16 protein-coding genes are annotated in these 22459 nt (G+C 29.6%); 9 read left to right on the top strand and 7 right to left on the bottom strand.

Annotation, left to right across the window (positions count from 1 at the left end; translation table 11 throughout):
• Window positions 1–17: 17 nt before the first annotated feature.
• Complete coding sequence (gene dnaG / locus ACTTBO_RS02585) at window positions 18–1793, bottom strand: DNA primase (protein WP_440656238.1); 1776 nt, start codon at window positions 1791–1793, stop codon at window positions 18–20.
• Entirely contained in the window at window positions 1793–2254 is a 462-nt protein-coding gene (locus ACTTBO_RS02580; RefSeq protein WP_440656236.1) for a GatB/YqeY domain-containing protein, read from the bottom strand. Before ACTTBO_RS02580 ends, dnaG begins: the two co-directional genes overlap by 1 nt.
• Before the next feature lie 127 nt (window positions 2255–2381).
• On the opposite strand from ACTTBO_RS02580, the gene carA reads away from it, so the two are divergent.
• The 3 genes from carA to ACTTBO_RS02565 all read left to right on the top strand — a co-directional run bounded on the left by carA (window position 2382) and on the right by ACTTBO_RS02565 (window position 8868).
• Window positions 2382–3578, top strand: a complete 1197-nt coding sequence (gene carA, locus ACTTBO_RS02575; protein WP_440656234.1) for a glutamine-hydrolyzing carbamoyl-phosphate synthase small subunit — start codon at window positions 2382–2384, stop codon at window positions 3576–3578.
• The gene (gene carB / locus ACTTBO_RS02570; protein WP_440656232.1) at window positions 3556–6780 is read left to right on the top strand and encodes a carbamoyl-phosphate synthase large subunit; all 3225 of its coding nucleotides are present in this window, start codon (window positions 3556–3558) and stop codon (window positions 6778–6780) included. Before carA ends, carB begins: the two co-directional genes overlap by 23 nt.
• Before the next feature lie 93 nt (window positions 6781–6873).
• On the top strand, window positions 6874–8868 hold the full coding sequence (locus ACTTBO_RS02565) for a CHASE2 domain-containing protein (protein WP_440656230.1): 1995 nt from the start codon (window positions 6874–6876) through the stop codon (window positions 8866–8868).
• On the opposite strand, the gene ACTTBO_RS02560 is transcribed toward ACTTBO_RS02565, so the two are convergent.
• From ACTTBO_RS02560 to ACTTBO_RS02540, 5 genes are all read right to left on the bottom strand, one after another.
• A complete protein-coding gene (locus ACTTBO_RS02560; RefSeq protein WP_440656228.1) occupies window positions 8865–9854 on the bottom strand; it encodes a type IV pilus twitching motility protein PilT in 990 nt (329 codons plus the stop codon). The two genes, ACTTBO_RS02565 and ACTTBO_RS02560, sit on opposite strands and share 4 nt — an antisense overlap.
• Before the next feature lie 69 nt (window positions 9855–9923).
• Window positions 9924–10574 carry a hypothetical protein gene (locus ACTTBO_RS02555; RefSeq protein WP_440656226.1) on the bottom strand — a complete coding sequence of 217 codons (651 nt, stop codon included), beginning with the start codon at window positions 10572–10574 and terminating at the stop codon, window positions 9924–9926.
• Window positions 10556–12385 carry a hypothetical protein gene (locus ACTTBO_RS02550; RefSeq protein ID WP_440656225.1) on the bottom strand — a complete coding sequence of 610 codons (1830 nt, stop codon included), beginning with the start codon at window positions 12383–12385 and terminating at the stop codon, window positions 10556–10558. The genes ACTTBO_RS02555 and ACTTBO_RS02550 overlap by 19 nt, the downstream gene beginning before the upstream one ends.
• Entirely contained in the window at window positions 12376–14442 is a 2067-nt protein-coding gene (locus ACTTBO_RS02545; protein ID WP_440656223.1) for a hypothetical protein, read from the bottom strand. Before ACTTBO_RS02545 ends, ACTTBO_RS02550 begins: the two co-directional genes overlap by 10 nt.
• The gene (locus ACTTBO_RS02540) at window positions 14429–15004 is read right to left on the bottom strand and encodes a pilus assembly FimT family protein (RefSeq protein WP_440656221.1); all 576 of its coding nucleotides are present in this window, start codon (window positions 15002–15004) and stop codon (window positions 14429–14431) included. The genes ACTTBO_RS02545 and ACTTBO_RS02540 overlap by 14 nt, the downstream gene beginning before the upstream one ends.
• Before the next feature lie 123 nt (window positions 15005–15127).
• Between ACTTBO_RS02540 and ACTTBO_RS02535 the strand changes: the two genes are divergently transcribed.
• From ACTTBO_RS02535 to ACTTBO_RS02510, 6 genes are read left to right on the top strand one after another with little or no spacing between them, the layout of a single operon-like run.
• Window positions 15128–16942 carry a hypothetical protein gene (locus ACTTBO_RS02535; RefSeq protein ID WP_440656219.1) on the top strand — a complete coding sequence of 605 codons (1815 nt, stop codon included), beginning with the start codon at window positions 15128–15130 and terminating at the stop codon, window positions 16940–16942.
• Window positions 16942–17688, top strand: a complete 747-nt coding sequence (locus ACTTBO_RS02530; RefSeq protein ID WP_440656217.1) for a hypothetical protein — start codon at window positions 16942–16944, stop codon at window positions 17686–17688. The genes ACTTBO_RS02535 and ACTTBO_RS02530 overlap by 1 nt, the downstream gene beginning before the upstream one ends.
• Window positions 17685–18053 (top strand): pilus assembly protein PilP, encoded by a 369-nt coding sequence (locus ACTTBO_RS02525; RefSeq protein WP_440656215.1) that lies wholly within the window; start codon window positions 17685–17687, stop codon window positions 18051–18053. The genes ACTTBO_RS02530 and ACTTBO_RS02525 overlap by 4 nt, the downstream gene beginning before the upstream one ends.
• On the top strand, window positions 18046–19479 hold the full coding sequence (locus ACTTBO_RS02520; protein ID WP_440656213.1) for a secretin N-terminal domain-containing protein: 1434 nt from the start codon (window positions 18046–18048) through the stop codon (window positions 19477–19479). The genes ACTTBO_RS02525 and ACTTBO_RS02520 overlap by 8 nt, the downstream gene beginning before the upstream one ends.
• The gene (locus ACTTBO_RS02515) at window positions 19479–21170 is read left to right on the top strand and encodes a GspE/PulE family protein (RefSeq protein WP_440656211.1); all 1692 of its coding nucleotides are present in this window, start codon (window positions 19479–19481) and stop codon (window positions 21168–21170) included. Before ACTTBO_RS02520 ends, ACTTBO_RS02515 begins: the two co-directional genes overlap by 1 nt.
• Window positions 21171–22415, top strand: a complete 1245-nt coding sequence (locus ACTTBO_RS02510) for a type II secretion system F family protein (RefSeq protein ID WP_440656209.1) — start codon at window positions 21171–21173, stop codon at window positions 22413–22415. It begins immediately after the preceding gene.
• Window positions 22416–22459 lie beyond the last annotated feature (44 nt).

Genomic DNA, 22459 nt, shown 5'->3' with positions numbered 1-22459 from the left:
TTACAAATTTGTCCTTATTAATTGAGATTCTGCTTTTTTTTGAGCTCTTTTAGCTCATTAAATGTGCTCTCACTCATATCGACTGAGAACTTCGATTCTAATTCTTGAATTCGGAACTCAAGATCATAATTCATTAAATCTCGTGAAATATCTTCAAGTAATTCAATGATTTTTTCTTCATCTTCAGAATTATTTTTTAAAATATATTTTATTGGCGCAAATTTATTTATTTTTTCAATTATTTGACTATCCAAATGTAAGTCCTGAATAGCTATTTCATTTTCAGATTTTAATACTTCTATTATTTGATTAAAGATTTTTTTGTTAATTTCAGTAAATAATTTAATATTTTCAATTAAATGAATATTTGATTGCATTAAATTTAAATTATTAATTACCAAATAAATTAAGGAAAATTCTTTAAGCTCAACTCCAGATAAAGACTGGCTTTCGTTATAATACTTCTTTGTAGCATCTAAAGATTTGGTTGGTTTCTTATAATTTTTTTTATTTTTTTGATTAGAATGAGGAGTTAATTCTGCAATTTTCTCTAAAAAATATTCTAATACATATTTTTTTATGTAATCGTCCTTGATAGTATTTGCTACATCTCTTAATCTTTTTTCAAAAATAGCCATAGAAGAAGGGTTGTTTTCAGTTTGTTTTTTGTAGTGACTAAAAATAAATTGATGAATTGACAACTTAGATTGTTTCGTAAATTCTATGAAATTAGCTTTACCATTTTTATTCACATAACTATCAGGGTCTTCTTTATTTGGTAAAAATAAGAATGAAATTTGTTTTTCTGGTTTTAATTCTTTAATTAAATTTTCTGCAGCTCTTAATGCTGCTTTATAACCACTTTCATCACCATCAAAGCAAATAATAATGTCATCAAAAAATTGATTAAGAATTTGAATTTGTCTATCAGTTAGTGAGGTACCAAGATTTGCAACAGCATTATCAATTCCATTTTTACTTAACCCAACAACATCCATATAACCTTCGACCAAATAAATATGATCTAATTTATTTGATAATTTTCTAGCTAAATCTAGATTGTATAAGTTTGATCCTTTTTTAAAAAATAAAGTTTCAGGTGAGTTAATATATTTTGCAAGATAATCTAGGTTTTCTATTATTCTTCCACCTAAACCAATTGGTTGACCAGTTATATTATTAATTGGGAAAATTAATCTTCCTCTAAATCTTTCGACATAAATTTTCTTTTTTTCATCTAAATAAAACAATCCAGTTTCAACTAAGGTTTGTTCACTATATTTATTTTTAAATTGCTCGAACATAGTTGGATTTTTTTCCACATATCCAATTTTAAATTTTTTTACGTTTTCTTTACTTAAAGATCGATTTTTTAAATATTCTCTAGCATTTGAATGTTGTTCATTTTTAATTAATTCATTGTGATAAAAATCAACATATTCATTAAAGATTGATTTATATTCATTCCACTTTTTTTCTCTTTCTACATCTTTTTTTGAAAACAAATAAGGTTGCATGCCAGCTAGTTGCGCCAAATGCTTAACGGCTTCTCCGAACTTTAAATTTTGAGTTTTCATTATAAAATCAAAAATATTTCCATGTTCTGAGGTAGCGAAACAATGATAAAATTCTTTTTCATCATTAACTGTAAATGAAGGTGTTTTTTCGTTTTTAAATGGAGATAAACCTACAAATTCTTTACCTCTTTTTTTCAATGAAACTGTTTTTGAAACAACGGTAGACACTTTCAACCGTGTCTTAATTTCATCTAAATACTCTTTGGGGTATTTCATTAACTATTCAATAATTCCTTAATTATTGATCCAGCTTTAGAAAAATCAATTTCATCAGAATGAGATTTCTTTAACTCACCCATTATTTTACCCATATCTTTAATCGAACTAGCACCTAATTTTGAGATTAATTCAGCGCATAGTTTTTTTATGTCCTCTTCACTCATTTGTTTAGGCAGAAAACTAGTTAAAATATCATATTCATTTTGTTCAACTTCTAACAGATCAGTTCTGTTATTTTTTTTATAAATCTCAATAGATTCGGCTCTTTGTTTAACCATTTTTTTAAGAAGCTTTTTAATATCCTCATCATCTGTATCTTTTTTGTTGGGCCCAGAACGATTTGCAATGTCTAAATCCTTAATAGAAGATATAATTAACCTGTAGGTTGATATTTTATTTTTATCTTTTGATTTTAGAGCATTTTTATATTCGTTTTCTATAGTGTTCTTTAATGACATAATTTTTTTAATCTACTTCAAAGAAAAAATTCTTCAAAAGAAAAATTGTTTTTTTACAATTTTATAATACATCTCTGTTGCGATAATAAAGCAATTATTGTATTAACCTTTAACTCATGAGTTGTAATTGATCAAAAATTCAAAAAAAATAAACTCAAAAAATAATTATCAAATTAATACAGGCGTTTTAGTTCTTGAAAATAAGAAGGTATTTAAAGGAATTGGTATTGGCTACGAAGGAGAGGCAACTGGAGAAGTGTGTTTTAATACTTCTTTAACAGGTTACCAGGAAATAATCTCAGATCCTTCTTATGCAGGGCAAATTATTAATTTTACATTTCCCCACATTGGAAATGTAGGTACCAACAAAGAAGATATAGAGTCTGATAAAATATGGACAAAAGGAGTAATTTTTAATTCAGAAATAACAGATCCATCAAACCATAGAGCTTTTTTACATTTAGATGCATGGCTTAAGAATAACAAAATTGTTGGGCTCACTGGTCTTGATACTAGAAGTCTAACTAATTTTATCCGGGATAAAGGAGCACCAAAAGGAACGATTGCTTTCTCAAAAAAGCAAAAATTCAATATAAGCAAACTAACAAATACTACTTTAAAATGGAGTGGTTTAAAAAACCTTGATCTTGCAAAAGAAGTATCAACTCCAAAAAATTATATTTGGAAGGGTTTTAAAACTTGGAAAAAGAAAGATGGATTTATAAAAAATAAAAAAAATCAATTTCATGTTGTTGCAATAGATTATGGAATTAAAAAAAATATTTTAAGATATTTTTCTGATTTCAATTGCAAAGTGACAGTTGTACATTGCAAGACATCTGCTGAAAAAATTTTAAGTCTTAAACCAAATGGAATATTTTTATCAAACGGTCCTGGAGATCCCGCTGCTACAGGAAAGTATGCGATAAATATAATTAAAAACCTTATTAAAAAAAACATTCCAATATTTGGTATTTGTTTGGGTCACCAAATTCTCGCTTTAGCACTTGGTGGTAAAACAAAAAAAATGAAGTTAGGTCATAGAGGTGCAAATCATCCTGTAAAAAATTTAATTCATGACAATGTAGAGATCACTAGTCAAAACCATGGCTTTGAGGTTGTTAAAGAAACTTTACCGAAAAATATTGAAGTCACTCACAAATCATTATTTGATAATAGTATTGAGGGTATTAAGTTAAAAAATAAACCTGTATTTTCAGTTCAATATCACCCCGAGTCTAACCCTGGGCCACAAGATAGTGTCTATTTATTTAAAGAATTTATTAACAATATGAAAAAAAATGCCAAAAAGAAAAGATCTTAAAAAAATTTTAGTAGTAGGTGCTGGTCCAATTATTATTGGCCAAGCATGTGAGTTTGATTATTCAGGAACACAAGCTTGCAAAGCTTTGAAAGATGAAGGTTATAAAGTTGTTTTAATTAACTCTAATCCTGCAACAATCATGACAGATCCAGATGTTGCAGATAAAACTTATATAGAGCCAATCACCTTAGAAGTTCTAGAGAAAATTCTTATAAAAGAAAAACCAGATGCAATTCTTCCAACTATGGGGGGTCAGACTGCTCTTAATCTTGCAATGGAAGCAGAAAAAAAAGGAATTTTAAAAAAATACAAAATAGAACTTATTGGAGCAAATTCTAAAGCAATTTCTAATGCTGAAGATCGAAAGAAATTTAGAAAAAATATGATTGATATTGGTCTAGATTTACCAAAATCTGAAATTGTTAATAATATTAATCAAGCCTCTACAGTTCTAAATAAAATTGGTTTGCCTGCAATCATAAGACCTGCATTTACTCTAGGTGGTCTAGGCGGTGGGATAGCAAAGAATAAAAAAGAATATCTTAAAATTATAAAAAACGGATTACATGAGTCTCCAGTTAGCCAGGTTCTTGTAGAAGAGTGTTTAGAGGGTTGGAAAGAATTTGAGATGGAAGTTGTAAGAGATAAAAAAGACAACTGTATAATTATCTGTTCAATAGAAAATATTGATCCTATGGGAATTCACACAGGAGATTCCGTAACCGTTGCTCCAGCTTTAACTCTTACTGATAAAGAGTATCAAGTTATGAGAAACGCCTCTATTGCATGTTTAAGAAAAATTGGAGTTGAGACAGGTGGGTCCAATGTTCAATTTGCAATCAATCCAAAAAATGGACGAATGGTTGTAATTGAAATGAACCCTAGAGTATCAAGATCATCAGCACTTGCATCTAAAGCAACTGGGTTTCCAATTGCAAAAGTAGCGGCTAAGCTCGCGGTTGGTTATACTTTAGATGAACTTAAAAATGAGATTACAAAAGTAACACCTGCTTCTTTTGAACCAAGTATTGATTATGTTGTCACTAAAATACCAAGATTTACTTTTGAAAAATTTTCTACCTCGCCATCAACATTGGGCACTTCAATGAAATCAGTTGGAGAAGCAATGGCTATTGGAAGAAATTTCAAAGAGTCTGTTCAAAAAGCATTAGTCTCATTAGAAACTGGTTTTTCTGGTTTAGACCAAATATTCAATCTAAATAGAAAGCAACTAGAAAAAAAACTTAAAGAACATATTCCAAATAAAATAATCCTAGTTGCTGAGGCTTTTAGAAAAAAAATTAGCTTAAAAAAAATATATAGTTTATCTAAAATTGATCCTTGGTTCTTAGGACAAATTAAAGAAATTGTTGATAACGAGTTAGTTATTAAAAAAAGAGGTCTTCCAAAAGATTATAATGAATTTAATAGAATTAAATCTATTGGTTTTTCAGACAAAAAATTAGCTGAACTTACTAATTCATCAGAAGATACAGTAAGAAGAAAAAGAACAGCTCTAAAAGTGCTACCTGTATATAAAAAAGTTGATACCTGTGCCGCGGAATTTAAATCTTTTACTCCTTATATGTATTCAACTTATCAAAGAAATTTCTCAAAAAATTCTGAGTGCGAAGCAGATCCTTCAAATAGAAAGAAAATAATAATTCTAGGTGGTGGCCCTAACAGAATAGGCCAAGGGATTGAGTTTGATTATTGCTGTTGTCAGGCAAGTTTTTCTTTAAAAGATGCAGGTTTTGAGACGATCATGGTAAATTGTAATCCTGAAACTGTATCTACTGATTACGATACGAGTGATCGGTTATATTTTGAACCTTTGAAAGAAGAGTATGTATTTAACATTATTAAAAAAGAGCAAGAGAAAGGAAATCTAATAGGAGTTATTGCTCAGTTTGGAGGACAAACTCCAATAAAACTTGCTAAATTTTTAAATGATAACAAACTTCCAATTTTAGGAACACAGTACAACTCGATAGATTTAGCAGAAGATAGAGATCAATTTAGAAATTTATTAATTAAACTAAATTTAAAACAAGCTGATAGTGGAATCGCAAAAACATTTAAAGAAGCAATCAAAATATCAGAGAAAATTGGTTTACCACTAGTGGTTAGGCCTTCATATGTTCTAGGTGGAAGAGCAATGGAGATTGTTCATGAAAAAAGTCAGTTAAAAAACTTTGTTGAAGAAGCATTTAAAGCTGCTGAAGAAAATCCAATTCTAATTGATAAATTTCTAGATCATGCAATGGAAGTTGATGTTGATGCTATTTCTGATGGAAAGGATGTTTATGTAGCAGGTATCATGCAACATATTGAAGAGGCAGGAATTCATTCTGGGGACTCAGCTTGTAGTTTGCCGCCGGTGTCTATTAAACCATATCTAATTAAAGAGATAGAAAATCAAACTAAAAAACTTGCCTTAGCACTTAAAGTAAAAGGTTTTATGAATATTCAATATGCAATCAAAAAAGATGAAATTTATATTATTGAAGTCAATCCTCGCGCTAGTAGAACTGTGCCTTTTGTATCAAAAGCAAAAGGGATACCACTTGCAAAAATAGCATCTAGAATAATGGCTGGGGAAAAACTTTCAAAATTTAATCTTAAAGATAAATCAAAAGGAATGTATGCTGTAAAAGAAGCTGTATTTCCTTTTAATAAGTTTCCAAATAGTGATTTACTTTTAGGCCCTGAAATGAAATCTACAGGTGAAGTAATGGGATTTGATAAAGATTTTGGAATGGCTTTTGCTAAAAGTCAAATTGCTGCAGCCAATTCACTTCCAAAGGAAGGTCTCGCATTTATATCTTTAAAAGACTCACATAAAGATGAAGGTATTGATCTTGCAAGAGAGCTTATTAAAAACAATTTTAAATTATGTGCAACTAAAGGTACTGCTGAATACATACAAAAACATGGAATGAAATGCAGAATTATTAATAAAGTAAGTAGTGGCAGTCCTCACATTGTTGATGTTTTAGATTCTAAAAAAATTGCACTTGTAATTAACACGGGTGGTGGAAACAGTGAACATAGACTAAACGATGCAATTGCGCTTCGAAGAGCGACTTTAAAAAATAAAGTTCCTTACTGTACAAATATGTCAACAGCTCTCGCATGTTTAAATGCAATCAAGTCACTAAAGACAAAAAAACTTGAAGTTAAATCTCTTCAAGATATTTAAAAATTTACAAAATAGACTTTTAAAATCAAATTTTTCTAATCATGAGAAAAATTCACTTGTATAAAGCTTAATTAAAAATAATTTAAAATAATTGTGAAAAAAAAATTAATAATACTATCTATTATCGTAGTTTTTGTAATTTTTAATAACATTGAAAATAGTTTCCAAAAAAGAATTGGTCATATGAATTACGATTTTTTTCAAAAGATTTTTGAAGAAAAATCGAATTTTAATAAAGTCGTTATTGTAGACATTGATGAAAATAGTATAAAAAAATTAGGTCAATTTCCTTGGAGAAGAGATATTCACTCTAAAATTATAGAAAATCTAAATAAAGCAAATGCGAAAGTAATTGCTTTTGATATATTTTTTAGTGAACCTGATAAACAAAACCCAAAACTATTTCTTGAAGAATTTAAACTACAAAATCAAGCAAATAAATTATTTGATAGCGATCAATTATTATCAAGCTCAATTGAGCAATCTAATGTAATTTTACCATTAGTAGGTGCTGTTGAGGATAAAGTTTTTGAAGAAGATGTTAATATTAAAGCAAATCTAATACAAAGAGGAGAAAGCCCATCAAATTTTCTATATTCTTTTAATAGTTTAATAACTTCATTGCCCAAGTTTAATGACAAAGCTAAAGGATTGGGAACTATCTCAATTATTGAGGGCGAAGATGGAATTTTAAGATCAGTTCCAATGATGATTAATATTAATAAATCTATTGTTCCTTCTTTGTCAATAGAGGCTGTAAGACTATTTAATAATCAAAAAATCATTTTAATAGAAACAAATTCTTCTGGTATTCAGAAAATCAAGACTAGAACAAATGAAATAAAAGTAGATGAAAATGCTCTATTAAATGTGAAATATAAAAAGTTTAATGATGATTTTTATATTTCAGCATCAGATATATTTTACAATAATTTTAATCCTAAAAACATTGAAAATAAAATAATTCTTATTGGATCCTCTGCACAAGGTATTTTTGATCTAGTGAAAACTCCAACTGATAAAATCATTCCTGGTGTAGAAGTTCATGCAACTATAATAGAAAATATTTTATCAAATGATTTTATAATTTCTAATGATACAACTAAAATAATTGAAAATGTAATTTTAATTGTAAGTTTAATTTTGGTAATTATATTTACCAGTTATATAAGACCAACTTTTTCAATATTATTTTATAGTTTTCAAATTGTAGTTTTGTTTTTGGTAAGTTTAATTTTATATAAACAAAACTATTTTGTAGATGTTTACAATACAATTTTAACAAGCACTATTCTATTCACTATCGTTTTGTATTGGAGGTTTGTAGAGGAAAATCGAGCAGCATTAGATAACGAAAAGAAGCAACTTGTCCTAAAAAAAGAAAGAGAAATAGCAGGCGAAGTTCAAAAAAAATTATTTCCTGATGAAAAAAAACCATTGCAAGAAATTTTTGCAATTAATGTTCCTGCAAGAGATGTATCTGGTGATTATTTTGATTATGTCAAAATTGAAGAACAAATTTATTTTACTTTGGCCGATGTATCGGGGAAAGGAGTTAAAGCTGGTATGTTGATGGCTAATGCTTCCTCATTATTTAAAGCTCTATCAAAATTAAATTTTGACTTAAATAAATTAGTTATGAATATTAATAATCAAGTGAAAGAATCTTCTTATAAAGGTATGTTTATTACAGCAGTAATTGGAAAAATTAATACAAAAACTATGGAAATGGAATTTGTTAATTTTGGTCATGAATCAATAATGATATTTGATAAAAAAAATGATTCATTTTCTTACCATAAAGCAAACTCACCTCCATTAGGTTTAATGAGCCTGAAAAGCGAGGCTATGGTAAAAACTATAAGATTAAATTTAAATGAGAAAAAAATATTCATTTATACTGATGGAGTTACAGAGGGATATTTAGAAAATGGTAATGAATTAACTGCTGAGGGTGTAGAAAAAATTGTATTTAAAAATAAAAATTCTTCACTTAAAGATATAATTGAAGTTATTGTTAAGAAACTCAACCATGGAAGAATTTTAAGAGATGATATTACTATGATGGGAATTGATCTTCAAAACTAATCAATTAAACCTTTTTCTTTTAATCCCTCAATATATTTTTCCATTGTAATCATTCCTTCTTTAGCTGAAGTTTGAAGAGTAGATGTTACTGAGGACATTTTTCCTTCACGGATCAAATTTCTTACTGCCAAAGTTCCAGTCATAACTTCAAATGCTCCAATTCGTCCTCCACCTTTTCTTCTCAATAATTGTTGTGATAATACCATTCTCAAAGAGCCAGCCAACATTGCTTGCGCTAAATTTTTTTGTGCAGGCGGAAATACATCTAGAATTCTTGTAATAGTTGATGCAGCACCACTTGCGTGTAATGTTCCAAAAACTAAGTGGCCTGTTTCTGCTGCAGTTAATGCTAATGATACAGTTTCTAAATCCCTCATCTCACCAACTAAAATTACATCAGGATCTTGTCTTAAAGCAGATTTTAAAGCTCTTGCGAAACTACCTGTATCTTTTCCAACTTCTCTTTGAGAAATTATACTTTTTTTTGCTTTGTGAACAAATTCAATTGGATCTTCAATTGTTATAATATTTTCAGATCTATTAGAATTAATTTGATCAATCATTGCAGCAAGTGAAGTCGATTTTCCAGAACCTGTTTGGCCAGTGACTAAAACGAGACCACTTTTATATTTTATTGCATCGTTTACAGCAGAAGGTAAACCAAGTTTTTCCATATCAGGGATTTCGCTTACAATTTTTCTTAGAACCATACTGGGCCCATAACTCGTATAATAACCATTAGCTCGGAAACGAAATGGCTCAACTATTGTTGCAAAGTCTAAATCTCTTTCATTTACAATTTCTATTAATTGTTTTTTTGTTAAAACTGATTTCCAAAATTCTTCTAATTCTAATTTTGAGATGACATCATCTTCAAAAACCATGATTTCACCATTTACTCTGATCGCAATAGGTTGGTTAGATCTTATATGAATATCTGAAAGATCATAGTCTTCAGCATATTTTTTTAATTTTTCAGCAAGCATGATTCTTGAACTTAATAATAGTTTAAATTATCCATTTTTTATTCAAAAAAAACATAATTTTATAATTTGTTATGGTCTATAAAACCCTTCTATATTTATTGCCCTCGAAACATTGCCTGAACTGCCATCACCTCCTGATGATAAAAATAATTGTAATGGAACAATTTTATTATTAGGTCCATAACCGCAACTTATAACTCTGTAGAAAATTCGCCGACTATTGTAACTATTTACAGTTAAAGAATCAGAACCTTCTGTTGTTTGAGGAATATAATTGTAACCATCTATGGTGGATTGATTTCCAACACGTTGAACATAAAATTCATAACTAAATCGACTAAAATTAGTATCTGTGTTCACTGTAAAGTTTTCTAGATCACGTTTATAAGCATACCAAACCTTTAAAGAGGTATTTGTATAACCATGTAATCCTAAGCAATCTCCAGTAATATTAGTATTTTGAGTATTAGTTATTACAATTGGATCATCTCCTCCACTTCTCGTCATTTGATCAAGTAACCATAAACGACCAGATTCTAATCCATACTCAGCAGCTTGCTGTACTGAGTTTATTTGTTGGTTTTTTACAATATTGTTAGCATTTGTTCTAACAATCTGAAGCATTGCTATACTGAAAGAACTTAGAGCAAATATTATAAGCATTGTTAATGCTAAAACATATCCATTAGATTTTTTGTATACTACGGATTTATATCGCATAGATTAAGCATATCCTCATCTTGATAAGTGAAATCATCCATAACTAAATTTTTTTCTAATAAATAGTTTACACAAGCAAATCTTTGATCATTATTAGCGTTACCACATACATTTGTTGAAACAAAGTTTGTGCTAAATTCTAAAACGTAACCATCTGTTTGATATGGGGCTCTATTATATCCTGGTAAAAATAAATCATTCCAATCACCATCACTTTTGTACTGAGTATAATGTTCTCCATCACAAACACTATTGTTTGCATTTGCTCCTGGTCTATCACAACAAAATCCTGTTCCAAGTTCACAACTATATCCTCTTCGCCCTGCTCTAGCAGCTTCAGAACTCCACCATGGGGCACCCATGTTATTATTTGGTTCAGCATTACATGCTCCAGCCCAAGGAATTACCCAGCTATCATTGTTACAGTTATTATCATCTGAAAAGAAAGCCTGTCCTTCCTCAGGTCCTCCCATCCATCTCCAGGTATTTTCAGACCCAACATCTGAACCCCCAATCCATCCTGCAGGCAAAGTGTTATCAATTCTTCTAATTCGATCTTTGATATAATCATTTTCTGCACTACTTGTTACAGTTGCAAGATAACCTCTTAAATTATAATATCTTGAAGCCTCAGCCTCTGCTTCTGCCTCTCCCCACCAATACCAATCATTATTAGATATAAAACCACCAGGGTCCCATGATCCACTTCCTCCTGAAGTTCTAGTTTGATAACAATAAAAATGCGAGGTAGTACCAACAATTCTTGGTACTGGTGAGCAAACATCAGCTCCAAGTGCTAATATTATTTTTCGATCTGGATCATTTGAAACATCTCTGTTAGCTGGCGTATCATTTGTATTTACATATCTAACTTCTCGCAAAAAATTTTGATAATTAGCAGCAGTTGTTGTGCCAGTTATACTTAATACCCCTGTAACGCTGCTAAATGACACTGTTAGTCCATAGGTCGTTGCTAGATCACTATCCCATTTTAATTTGTCTTCATCAGTGTCAAAACCTTCTTCAATAATTACTCTTGCACTTGGTACGTTATTTGCAGTTGGGTTCCAAAAACTTGTATTAGATGAAACATTATAGTCAGAAAACGGTTTTATAGAATTCGGACAACGATCGTCACAATTGCCCGTATTTGTTGCGATATTTTTGTTTCTTAAAAAAACACTTTTATCAAAATTTAATTGTCTCTCTGAATTATTCTTAGATTGAAAAGCAATATCAATATTAACTACATTTTCTTGGGTATCACCATCTACCACAGGATAATTAAAATTTATTGAATTGATATTAGTGCTTACAGGTTGCCAATCATGTATTGTAGTTGCAAAATTTGGGTCACTATCTGTGATTTCTTCTATGTCACAATCATCAGATCTTATTATTTTTTTATATAGTGTATTAGAGTCTGGTCCATCTGCGAAGGGACCTTTTTTGTATGTTATTTTATATCTATAAGCCACTGCTCCATCATAACTTGGTTTGTCATAGCAGGCACTTACTTCGGTTCCCGAAACAATTTTTACAGCATCTTCATTTGAAATTGATGCTTTACAATTATCAGAATTAGTAATATCTCCTCTTATTGGATGAACAAAACCTCCTCTTGCTAGATCCTTCTCGATTAATGAAAAAATATAAGTTGATTCATTTTGTAGTTCACCAGTATCTTTGACTTGCGAAAAATCTTTTAAACCTCTGTCATAAATATAATAAACAGAAACTGAAATTAAAGAAGTTACAAACAATGTAATCATTAATTCTACCAAACTAATTCCTTTTTTACTTATGAACATACAGAGTTAAGTGTTACATTTAGTTTAATTTTCTTTTTTAATCTTTTTCTAGGAAAATGACGATTATTTCCTGATCCCACCTTCTGCATAACAACTGGAACTGAATTCGGAGGGCCTTCGTAAACTATTGTACCAGAGGGCCACGTCTGAGCTCTCATATCATAGTTTCTAACTTGATCTCCCACATTATGTCCTTCTTCTGATGAACCTCGCATACCCCTATTTGAAATTCTAAATGTATTATTATCAATCCAATCATGGTTGCTATAGTTTTGGTGAGATTCAAAAATCTCATCATTTATCTCAAGGTAACCCCCCCAAGTTCCTGTTAATAGCTTGCCATTAGATATTTCTTGTATTTTCCAGTCACCACCCATTCCTGAATTGGGTATCGTTTCTGTTAAGGTTCCAGTAGGCCTTACTCCTCTACTAGAAATGGTAATTGTGTTTGTTGCTGTGTTGTTAGAAGAATAATTTATATATTCAGAACCTACTTGCAAACTTCCTGAAGATGGAAATTTTGAACTATCATTTAGCCTCATAGTCGTTTGATTTTTTGTTAATGCTTGTGCTAAACTGTCTGTTGTGGCAGTTACATAATTCCAACAAGTATTTTTATCTTCTATATTTAATGCACTTCCATGAGCTGAACCTGTCTGACCACTTGCTATCAAACAATTGGGTTCGTTTTTCAGAATTCTCCAGGCATCCAAACTAAATGGACTTGGATTACCAGTCAAAGTTAATTCTATATTTGAAAATGTAGAGACGTTACTTCCTAAGTGAAACAAATTACCCGCATGACTTCCGCCAAAAGAATGCTTTGCGTCACAATCACCATCATCAACATTGTCCGCACATCCTTCAGAACTTGTATTGAATGTTAAAACTCTTGCAACATCAGGGAGATTTCTTATGTTATAACGTAAATATCCATAAGTCCGTCCAGCAAGCGTTTGTCCAAGATTTGAAATATCTTGTGCGTTACTTGAATTATATTCTCCAAAAATAAACCATAAAGAAATATCATTCGGGTTTATTAAAGTACCTTGTCCTTTCCAGCCTCCTAAAGTAGTTGCTCTTACTCTAATTGGAGTTGTACCTGTATAGCGATATAAAAAAACTGTTATTGTATTTTCCCATGCATAACTTTGTCTGCATGTTGAAAAAGCAACTCTAGTACAAGATATAGGGGTATTTTGCGTTGCCGACATATCTGAATTAGGGTTTGCAAAATTATATGCACGACCGTCATATGCATAATGTGCTACAGGATTTTCAGGGCCAGACATGATACCTGTTTCTATAGGATCTGCAATTCCAGGAAATGAAAAAGCAATAGTTTGAGTTGGGGCATCAGATAAACAATTATTAATTTTTTTTGCAATAGTTATATTTTCTGTGCCATCTCCTAAAGTTACTTTAATAAGGTCTTGATCATCTAATACAATAGTTCTCGTTGTTAAATCACTTCCAAACTCAGTATCAATAATGTTTTTCCAATGATCAAATAAATCACTTATATCATCAGGTAATGAGGAGCAATTTGTGAGTGAAGCTGGTGCATCAGCATTAGCAAGATTTAAACCATCAAAACAGGATAAATCATTTTTTTTAAAAGATATGAATGTTAAACTTGATTGAGTAATAGTAGTATTGCTTGGAAGATCTTCTATTGTGGTTATAACAACGCTATCTGGGGTAGAGCCAGATGTACTTTGCACAGTATATCTGTTTGCTTGATCTGCAATTATAAAAATATCCCCTGCTTGAGGCATACTTGTTACATTAGAAACTTCTAATGTATTATCTGCACCTCCAAAGTTTTGTGCGTCAGCAACTATTGAACCATATGGATTTTGAGTTAACTTAGAGTAAGCCATTATATCTTGAATAATTAAATCAGCTATTTGATTAAGTCTGTCTTTATTAATCAAATCAGCTTGTTGCCTTATAAAAACTGAACTCGAATTCATATAAGTTAAAGTTATCATGCTAAGTACAAATATAGCTACAAGAGCCTCTATCAAAGAAAATGCACTTTTAATTTTCAACATGACCAGTTTTGTTCAATTTTAATATAATATTTAGGTTTTCTTTACCAACAAGTTTAAAAAATTTATCGCGTGGTGATGATCCATCGTATAAAAAACAAATTTCAACTGGTGCATCAGTTTCAGTACCACAACTGCCATTATTACAATTTTTAATTGTTAGATTTTCTAATGTTTTTGTAAAATTTGATACAGCAGTCAATGAGGATACAGCAACATTTGAAAATGAATTATCACACGTATCATCTGAACTATCACCACTTTGGCAGTTGCATCTCCTATTTAAATTTAAATCACGCCATTTAATATTAGAAGAGTCAGGTTCATAAAGATTAATTTCAACATCATCACCAGAATTATCAAGGATTACTTTATAATGTTTGCCATCACTAAATGCCTTAAATTTAATTTCTTCTAGATAATTCATTAAGTTTTGCTTGTGACTACTCAGATTTGAACCCGAATCAATTGAATTAAAACTTACATAACCGATAGTGGAAAAGATGCCGAGTATTGCTATAATTACTAGTATTTCTATTAATGTAATTCCTTTTTTAAAAAACATAAGAAATCTATACATAATTAAAGCTTATTTGAAAATTTTAATTAGCGCCAAGTAAACCATGTAAGCTTGAAAACAATGATTAATTTAATAAAAGTAAATTAACTCCTAATTTAAAGCAAAAATATGAAAGAAAAATTAGAGGCTTTTAAACAAAAATCCAAACTAGCATTTAATAAAATTGTGCACCCAATGCTTGGAAATATAAGTATTTCAAAGGAAAAAAGGATAGCTATAGAAATTTTACAAGATTCTATAAGTGTTTGTCAATTTAATGGAAAAAATGAAATTACAAAATTCCTTAATGAGAAACTTGAAATTGAAAAAGATCAAACCATTGAAAAAAATCCAGATATTTTCGTAGAAAAAATATCTGAAATTGTTTTGAAATATAAAATAAAGAATTTAGAAGCTAATGTAATTTTACCCACATCAAGCTGTGAAATAAAAAATATAACAATACCAATTCCTGAAGAAGATATTGCAAGTGCTGATGAAATAATCTTTCAAAATTTTAAAGATAAAGCAAAAGATATTGAATTTTGGAAATCATTAGGACATTTTTCCGAATTTAAAGATACCGAACAAGTTAGTTTTCAAATTTTATCTAAAAACGAAGAAAGTTTAGAATTACAAATAATTGTTGCAAAAACAGATAAAGATAAGATCAATGTTTACAAAGACGTTTTAAAACAATGTGGTATCAATGCTAACTATTTTGAGCCTAAATTATTATCAATTATCAATTCAATATTAATTAAAAAACAGGAATTTCAACCATATCATTTTGGAATACTAGAATATTCTTATGATGAAAGTTATTTTGCAACTATAAAAGATAACTCATTCAATTTCATAAATCTAGATATAACTAGATCTGACAAAGTTTTGCTAAAACAGATTGAAAACATGGAAAATCCTGATGGACCTTTTTGGTCTGAAGTTTTTGAGAGAACAATGCAAAATGCTAGCTCTTTGATTGAGGAAATAAATAGTGATGAAAATAATCCAATAAAATTAAAAGAAATTTATTTATTCTCAGAACTTAATAAGATTAACAATTTTTCAAGCGGTTTAAAAAATAAATTTAGTGATATCATCATTAAAGAAATTTCCTTGAAAAATAATGAAAATATTGAAACAGAAATTAAAGACAATTTAGTTGAATACGATACGCTTAAGGAATATTTATTTGATAACAAAAATATTGGCTTAAGCAAAAAACTAAAGAAAACTATTCCTAATACTTACTTAAATATAAATAAAATATATCCTATAATTGGAAACGCATTGCAATTTGTCAATTCTTTTAACGTTAAAAAAAAACTAATCCCACAATTTTCAATCAATCTTAATCCTGAAAATTATAAATATATTGACAACAATAGAATAAAAACCAGCAACTATTTTTTGAATTTAGTAACTGTTTTTTTATTAGTTATTTTTAGTGCAATTATATTTTTAAATTTTCCTATTTATTTAGAGAAATCAAAAACATTAAAAGAACATCCGCTAATTGCTAAAAAGTACGATCAATCATTGAAAGAAATTCAATCGATCAGTGGTAACTTTAAAAAAATAGATAATGATATGAAACTCGCAAGTGAGGTTCAGAACTCAACAAACCAATATTATAAGTTAATTTTAAACACACCTATGATAGTACCAGAGGGTGTTAAATTGAATAAATTACAATTTGCAGAAACAAAAGCAATTTTTGAAGGTCATGCGGTTACAGATTATGACTTAAATATATTTGTAGAAAATATCAGAGAAACTATCGGCAAACCAGATGTAACTAATCTTGATATCGCAATCGTTAATAATGATAGCAGTATAAATGATGATCCAGTCATTTCAGAACAAGGTGAGGAAATCAACCAAGAGATTGTTTTAAAAGGAAATATTTTTAGAAATTTTGTAATTGAGGTGAATTTATAATGATTAAAAAAATAGTAATTAAAAGAAAAGTCATAAAAAAAAAAGAAGAAATTCCTGAAAAAAAAGATCCTTCTCAAAGCATTAATATAGAAAAGAAAATTGAAAAAAAAACATTTGGTTTTTTTGGTTCTAAAGCACAAAAGAAAATAAAAAAAATTAAGACCATTAAAGATGAAAAATTTTTGACAGTAGGCTCAACCTACTCAAAAGTTGCAATGTTATTTATTTTGATAATTGGTTTTGTAATAGGAAATTTCTTTGTAATTAAACCAACAATTAATTCTGCAAAAATTATTGAACCAGATTTAATTCAAAAAAAATCATTTTTGGAGACAAGTGAAACATCTAAAATAGGATTAATTAAAAAAACTGAAGAGGCAAAAATTGAGTTGGAAAGAGTTAAAAATTCTTTCTTTAACTTATCAAAAGTTGATGAATTTTATACTTTGTTTTCTGAAGCAGCTTTAGATAATCAACTGAGCATTCTTTCTTTAAATAAATCTTCTGAGGAATTTTTTAAAAAAGAAAAAAAGGATGAACCAGGAAAATTTGATACTTTTGATAAATATAAAATTGTTGAATATGACCTGTTAATCAATGGTAACTTTATTGATTATTTGAATTTTATAAAAACCCTTCAAAAATATGATAAAAGTTTTGTAGTGGTTGATTCGACTATAGAAGAAAATGAAGATGGAAAAGTTAATATAAGGAATAAAGTTAGATTAAGCTTGTTAAATATATGAGAAAATTAATTATTTTAAAATTATCAACTTTTATTTTAATGTATTCAATCAATTGGTCAATCGCAGATGAAAGGTACCTAATGATTGATCCATTTTCAAAAAATTTAAAAATTATTAAAGAATTTAGAAAAAATTTGTCTAAGCCAAGCATATATCCAGTTACATCCATGAAATTAGTTGGTACGATTATTGGAACTAACTCAGAAAATTACGCATTATTAAAACTTCCAGGAGATGAAGATCAAGTGATTATCAAACAAGGTCAAAAAATTGGAAAATATAAAGCTTTAGTAAAAAAAATAGATGATGATAGAGTTACTATTCAGGAAAATAATAATACTATTACTTTGGGATTAAATGAATAAGGCTAATTTTTTTTTAATTATTATAATTTCATTGAGCCTTATTGGATGTGCATCTAAAGACAATCCAGGTAATAGTGGTAAAATAAAAAAAGAAATTGACGTAGTTTCTATAAAAAGAGATGGTTTAACTAAAACCAACTCAACTTTTAAAGATGGACCTTCTATTGGTTATAATAATTCGTTAAAACCAAGGAGAGAAATTTCTAGTTCAGCAGAAAGTATTAATTCTCCTATTTTCCCTATATCTATAAACTTTGATAATACCGATTTAAGAGAAGCTTTAATTGGATTAGGAAATCTAGCAAAAAAAACCATTGTTGTTGATGATAATGTTAATGGAGTATTGAATTATTCTGTCAAAAATCAACCATGGCACATTGTGATAAACTCAATAATAGAAATAAAAGGACTTTCTTATTCGATCAACAAAGATTTAGATATTATCAAAATTACAGATGTAAGTTCTGATGACAATATTCAAATAACAGAAATATTTAACATATATTATGAAACACCTTCTGTTTTAAAATCACAACTTGAAACTATTTTAGCTGGAGAAAATGTTCAAGAAGGGGCCACATCACTTACCATAGTTGAGAACGATCAAAATAAAACGTTAATAGTTAAAGCAACAGAAGCTCAAATTAATGAAATAGAGAAAATCCTAAATAAAATTGATATAAAGAAACCGCAAGTTTTAATTGAAGCTTTTTTAGTAGAAGTATCACCAACCTTTGCCTCAAAGCTTGGAACAAGATTGGGTGTTACTAGAACATACACTGGCAGTGATGGTGCAACTAATACTATTAGGGGTGGCGTTGGAACTGCTGGCAGTGATGTTGCACTAGGTGACGATGTTGCAAGTGCTACAAACTTTTTAGTTTCTGGTACATCGGGTTTGGGAATAATAAGATCTACTACCTCTGGAGAACTTAAATTTGAAATTGATGCTTTGGAAACTGAAGGAGATTCAAAAACTTTATCAAATCCAAAACTTTTCACTATCAGTGGAAAAAATGCAATTATAAAGCAAGGTACTCAAGTTGGAATAAACGAAACAACAACAACGGATGGGGGTACAATTCAAACTTCTGTTAAGTATTATGACGCAAATTTACTATTAGACGTTACTCCTATAATTACAGGTGATGGAAGTGTAATGATGGAAGTAAAAATTAACAATGACTCTTTTGATTTATCTGTAAGTCCGCCAAAAATCACCAAAAAAGAGATAAGCACTAATTTAATATTAGTTGATGGTGATATTGCTGTGGTAGGAGGAATTTTAACTGAAACATTAAGTGAAAATAATAGTCGAGTTCCTGTACTAGGCAAAATGCCTGGCGTAGGTACATTGTTTAGATCTAGAGCACAAGTTGATGACCGACAGGAACTTTTGATATTCTTAGCACCTAGGATTATTTAATGGAACTAAGCTCTGCGGCATCAGAAAAAATTGCAAATCTTTTGGCTACAAGTGGAATTTTAAGTCAAGATCGCTTAACAAAAATTACAACTCAATGTGGTCCAAATAAATCTAAAATTGTAGAAGAGCTTTTAAAAAAACAATACACAACAGAAGCTGATATAGCAAAGGTTATATCCAGAAGTTTTTCAATTAAGCAAATTGAACTTAAAGAAGATCAAATTAAATCTGAACTTATTAATATTTTGCCAACTGAATTTATAAAAAAAGAAAAAGTTATTCCTTTTGAATTAAAAGATGGGACACTTAAAGTTGCTATAGCTGATCCACTTAAGCTATCACATGGTACTAAGTTGAAATCGTATACAAAAAAAAATGTCTTATTTTCTGTTGGAACATTAAGCAATATAGATCAAATTTCTAATTCTAAAGTTTGGGAAATACAAGTTGCTAAGAAAGATACAAAAGCACCAACAAAAGCAGTTGTAGCAGCCGCAAAAGGTTCAATGAATGTGGTAAGCATTGTAGACAAAATATTCCAAGATGCATTAAGAGATGGAACGAGTGATATACACATTGAGGTATTCAAAGATAATGTTGCAAAAGTGAGATACAGAAATGATGGTATTATGAAAATTCAAGAAAATTTTGATCCTATACTGGCCCCAAATTATATGGCTGTAGTTACAAGACTAAAAATTATGGCTGGGTGTAATATATCTGAGACACGTCTACCACAAGATGGCGCAATTACTATAAAAGACCAAAGTAACAATGGGATAGATGTGGATGTTCGTTTTAATACAGTGCCAACAAAATATGGTGAAAGAATATGTATGAGATTACTTAGAAGTACTAACGTTATTGGTTTAGATAAAATAGGAATACCAATGAGTGAATTAAGTAAATTTATAAAAGCAATCGAATCCCCCCAAGGAATGGTTTTAGTTACAGGTCCTACAGGAAGTGGAAAAACAACAACTCTGTATGCAGCTCTAGCACATTTGAATAAACCTGAAAAAAATATACTAACAGCTGAAGATCCAGTTGAATATACAATGGAAGGAATTGGACAAATACAAGCTAATGAACAAATAGGATTAACCTTTGCAAGTATCTTAAGAGCTTTCTTAAGACAAGATCCAGAAGTAATTCTAGTTGGAGAGATTAGAGACAAAGAAACAGTGGATATTGCAATAAAGGCAGCTCTAACAGGTCATTTATTATTATCAACACTACACACTAAAGATGCAATTCAAACAATTATAAGATTAACTAATATGGGTGTTCCAAATTTCATGATAGCAGGTGCATTAAATACAGTTGTGGCTCAAAGACTTGCTAGAAAAATTTGTTCAAATTGTAAGATTGAAGACTCTACAATTACTCAAACTCAATTAAAGGACGTTGGTTTTGGATTAACAGAAATTGAAACTTTAAAAGTCTATAAAGGTCAAGGTTGTGATCAATGTAATGATACAGGTTACAAAGGTAGACAGGGTATTTATGAAATCTTAGAAGTTAATCAGGCGTTAGCAGCTGCGATCATAGAAGGTAGGCGAGCGCCTGAGATGCTTAAAATAGCTAAAGAAAATGGTTTTAAAACTATGGAACAAGTAGGAAGAGATCATATTAGAAATGGTGTGATTACTTATGAGGAATTTTTAAGAACCATATCATTACAGAACTAGATGTTAAATTTTAGTTATACAGGCAAGAAAGAGGGACAAGATATTTCAGGTATAATTGAAGCTTTAACTAAACCTCAGGCAATTGCTAAATTAAGAGCTCAAAAGATCACTGTTTCAAAAATTAATGAAGCCAAAACGAATGGTTCTAGTGGTGCAGATCCAGAAATTAAAACTTTTTTGGGAATGCAGCTACATTCGGATAAATTATCTGATTTAGATGTGATGATGTTCTCTAAAAAACTTGAAACTATGATGAAAGCTGATCTACCCATCATGGACTCTATTTTACTTGCAAGAAGACAAGCTAAAAAACCAGGAATGATTAAATTAACTAACTCAATCATCGAAGATTTAAACCAAGGACGATCATTTAGTTCAGCCTTGGAGAAATTCCCAAAATATTTTGATGACTCTTATGTGAACATGGTTAAGGCTGGAGAAAGTAGTGGTACATTAGCTTTATTTTTAAATAAAATTGTAAATTTAGTAGAAAAAAAACTTAAGATAATTAAGGATATTAAAGGTGCATTAACATATCCAATTATTCTATTAACTGTTGCTTTATTAGTTACAACTGTAATGTTAATTAAAGTTGTTCCTGTATTTGAGGAGATTTATGGTGGTCTTGGAGTAGAATTACCCGCAGCAACACAAAAAGTAATTGCTATGAGTAATTTTTTAAAAAATCCAGCTCAAGGCGGGTTGTTATTTATAAGTACAGCCTTAATTATAACCACCTTAGTTTTCTTAAATAAAAGGATATATGCTGTTAAAAAATTTTTTCATGCTTTTTCATTAAAGATACCAGCATTTGGACCTTTGGTCATAAAATCTATATATGCAAAATTAGCAATGGTATTATCAAATCTTTTAAATGCAGGAGTTCCAATCATTGAAGCATTGGAGATAAGTAGTCGTGTCACAAACAATATTTTGGTAAGAGAGGCAATTGCTAGAATTCAGCAAGAAATTTTAACAGGAAAAAATCTTTCAGAATTATTTGGTAATGAAAAAATTTTTCCTATTGAATTTGCAGAATTTATGAAAGTTGGAGAAAGAACTGGAAGTGTTGATGAAATGTTTAATTCTCTTGCAACTTACTACGAGGCAGAAGTTGATAATGCAGTAGGTGCATTAAAACAATTTATAGAACCTGTAATGATTGTACTAATTGGTGCTTTAATTGCTGGATTACTTTTAACTTTGTATCAACCTATTTTCAATATGGGTTCTGTTGTAAAATAAAAATCAAAAAAAAAGGCGCTATAGAAATAGCGCCTTTCTATAAG

It is taken from the genome of Candidatus Pelagibacter sp. HIMB1509, from assembly GCF_052047855.1.
Classification (GTDB): domain Bacteria; phylum Pseudomonadota; class Alphaproteobacteria; order Pelagibacterales; family Pelagibacteraceae; genus Pelagibacter.
Note: the sequence above shows the minus strand (reverse complement) of the source record. Positions and strands in the feature narration are given on the sequence as shown.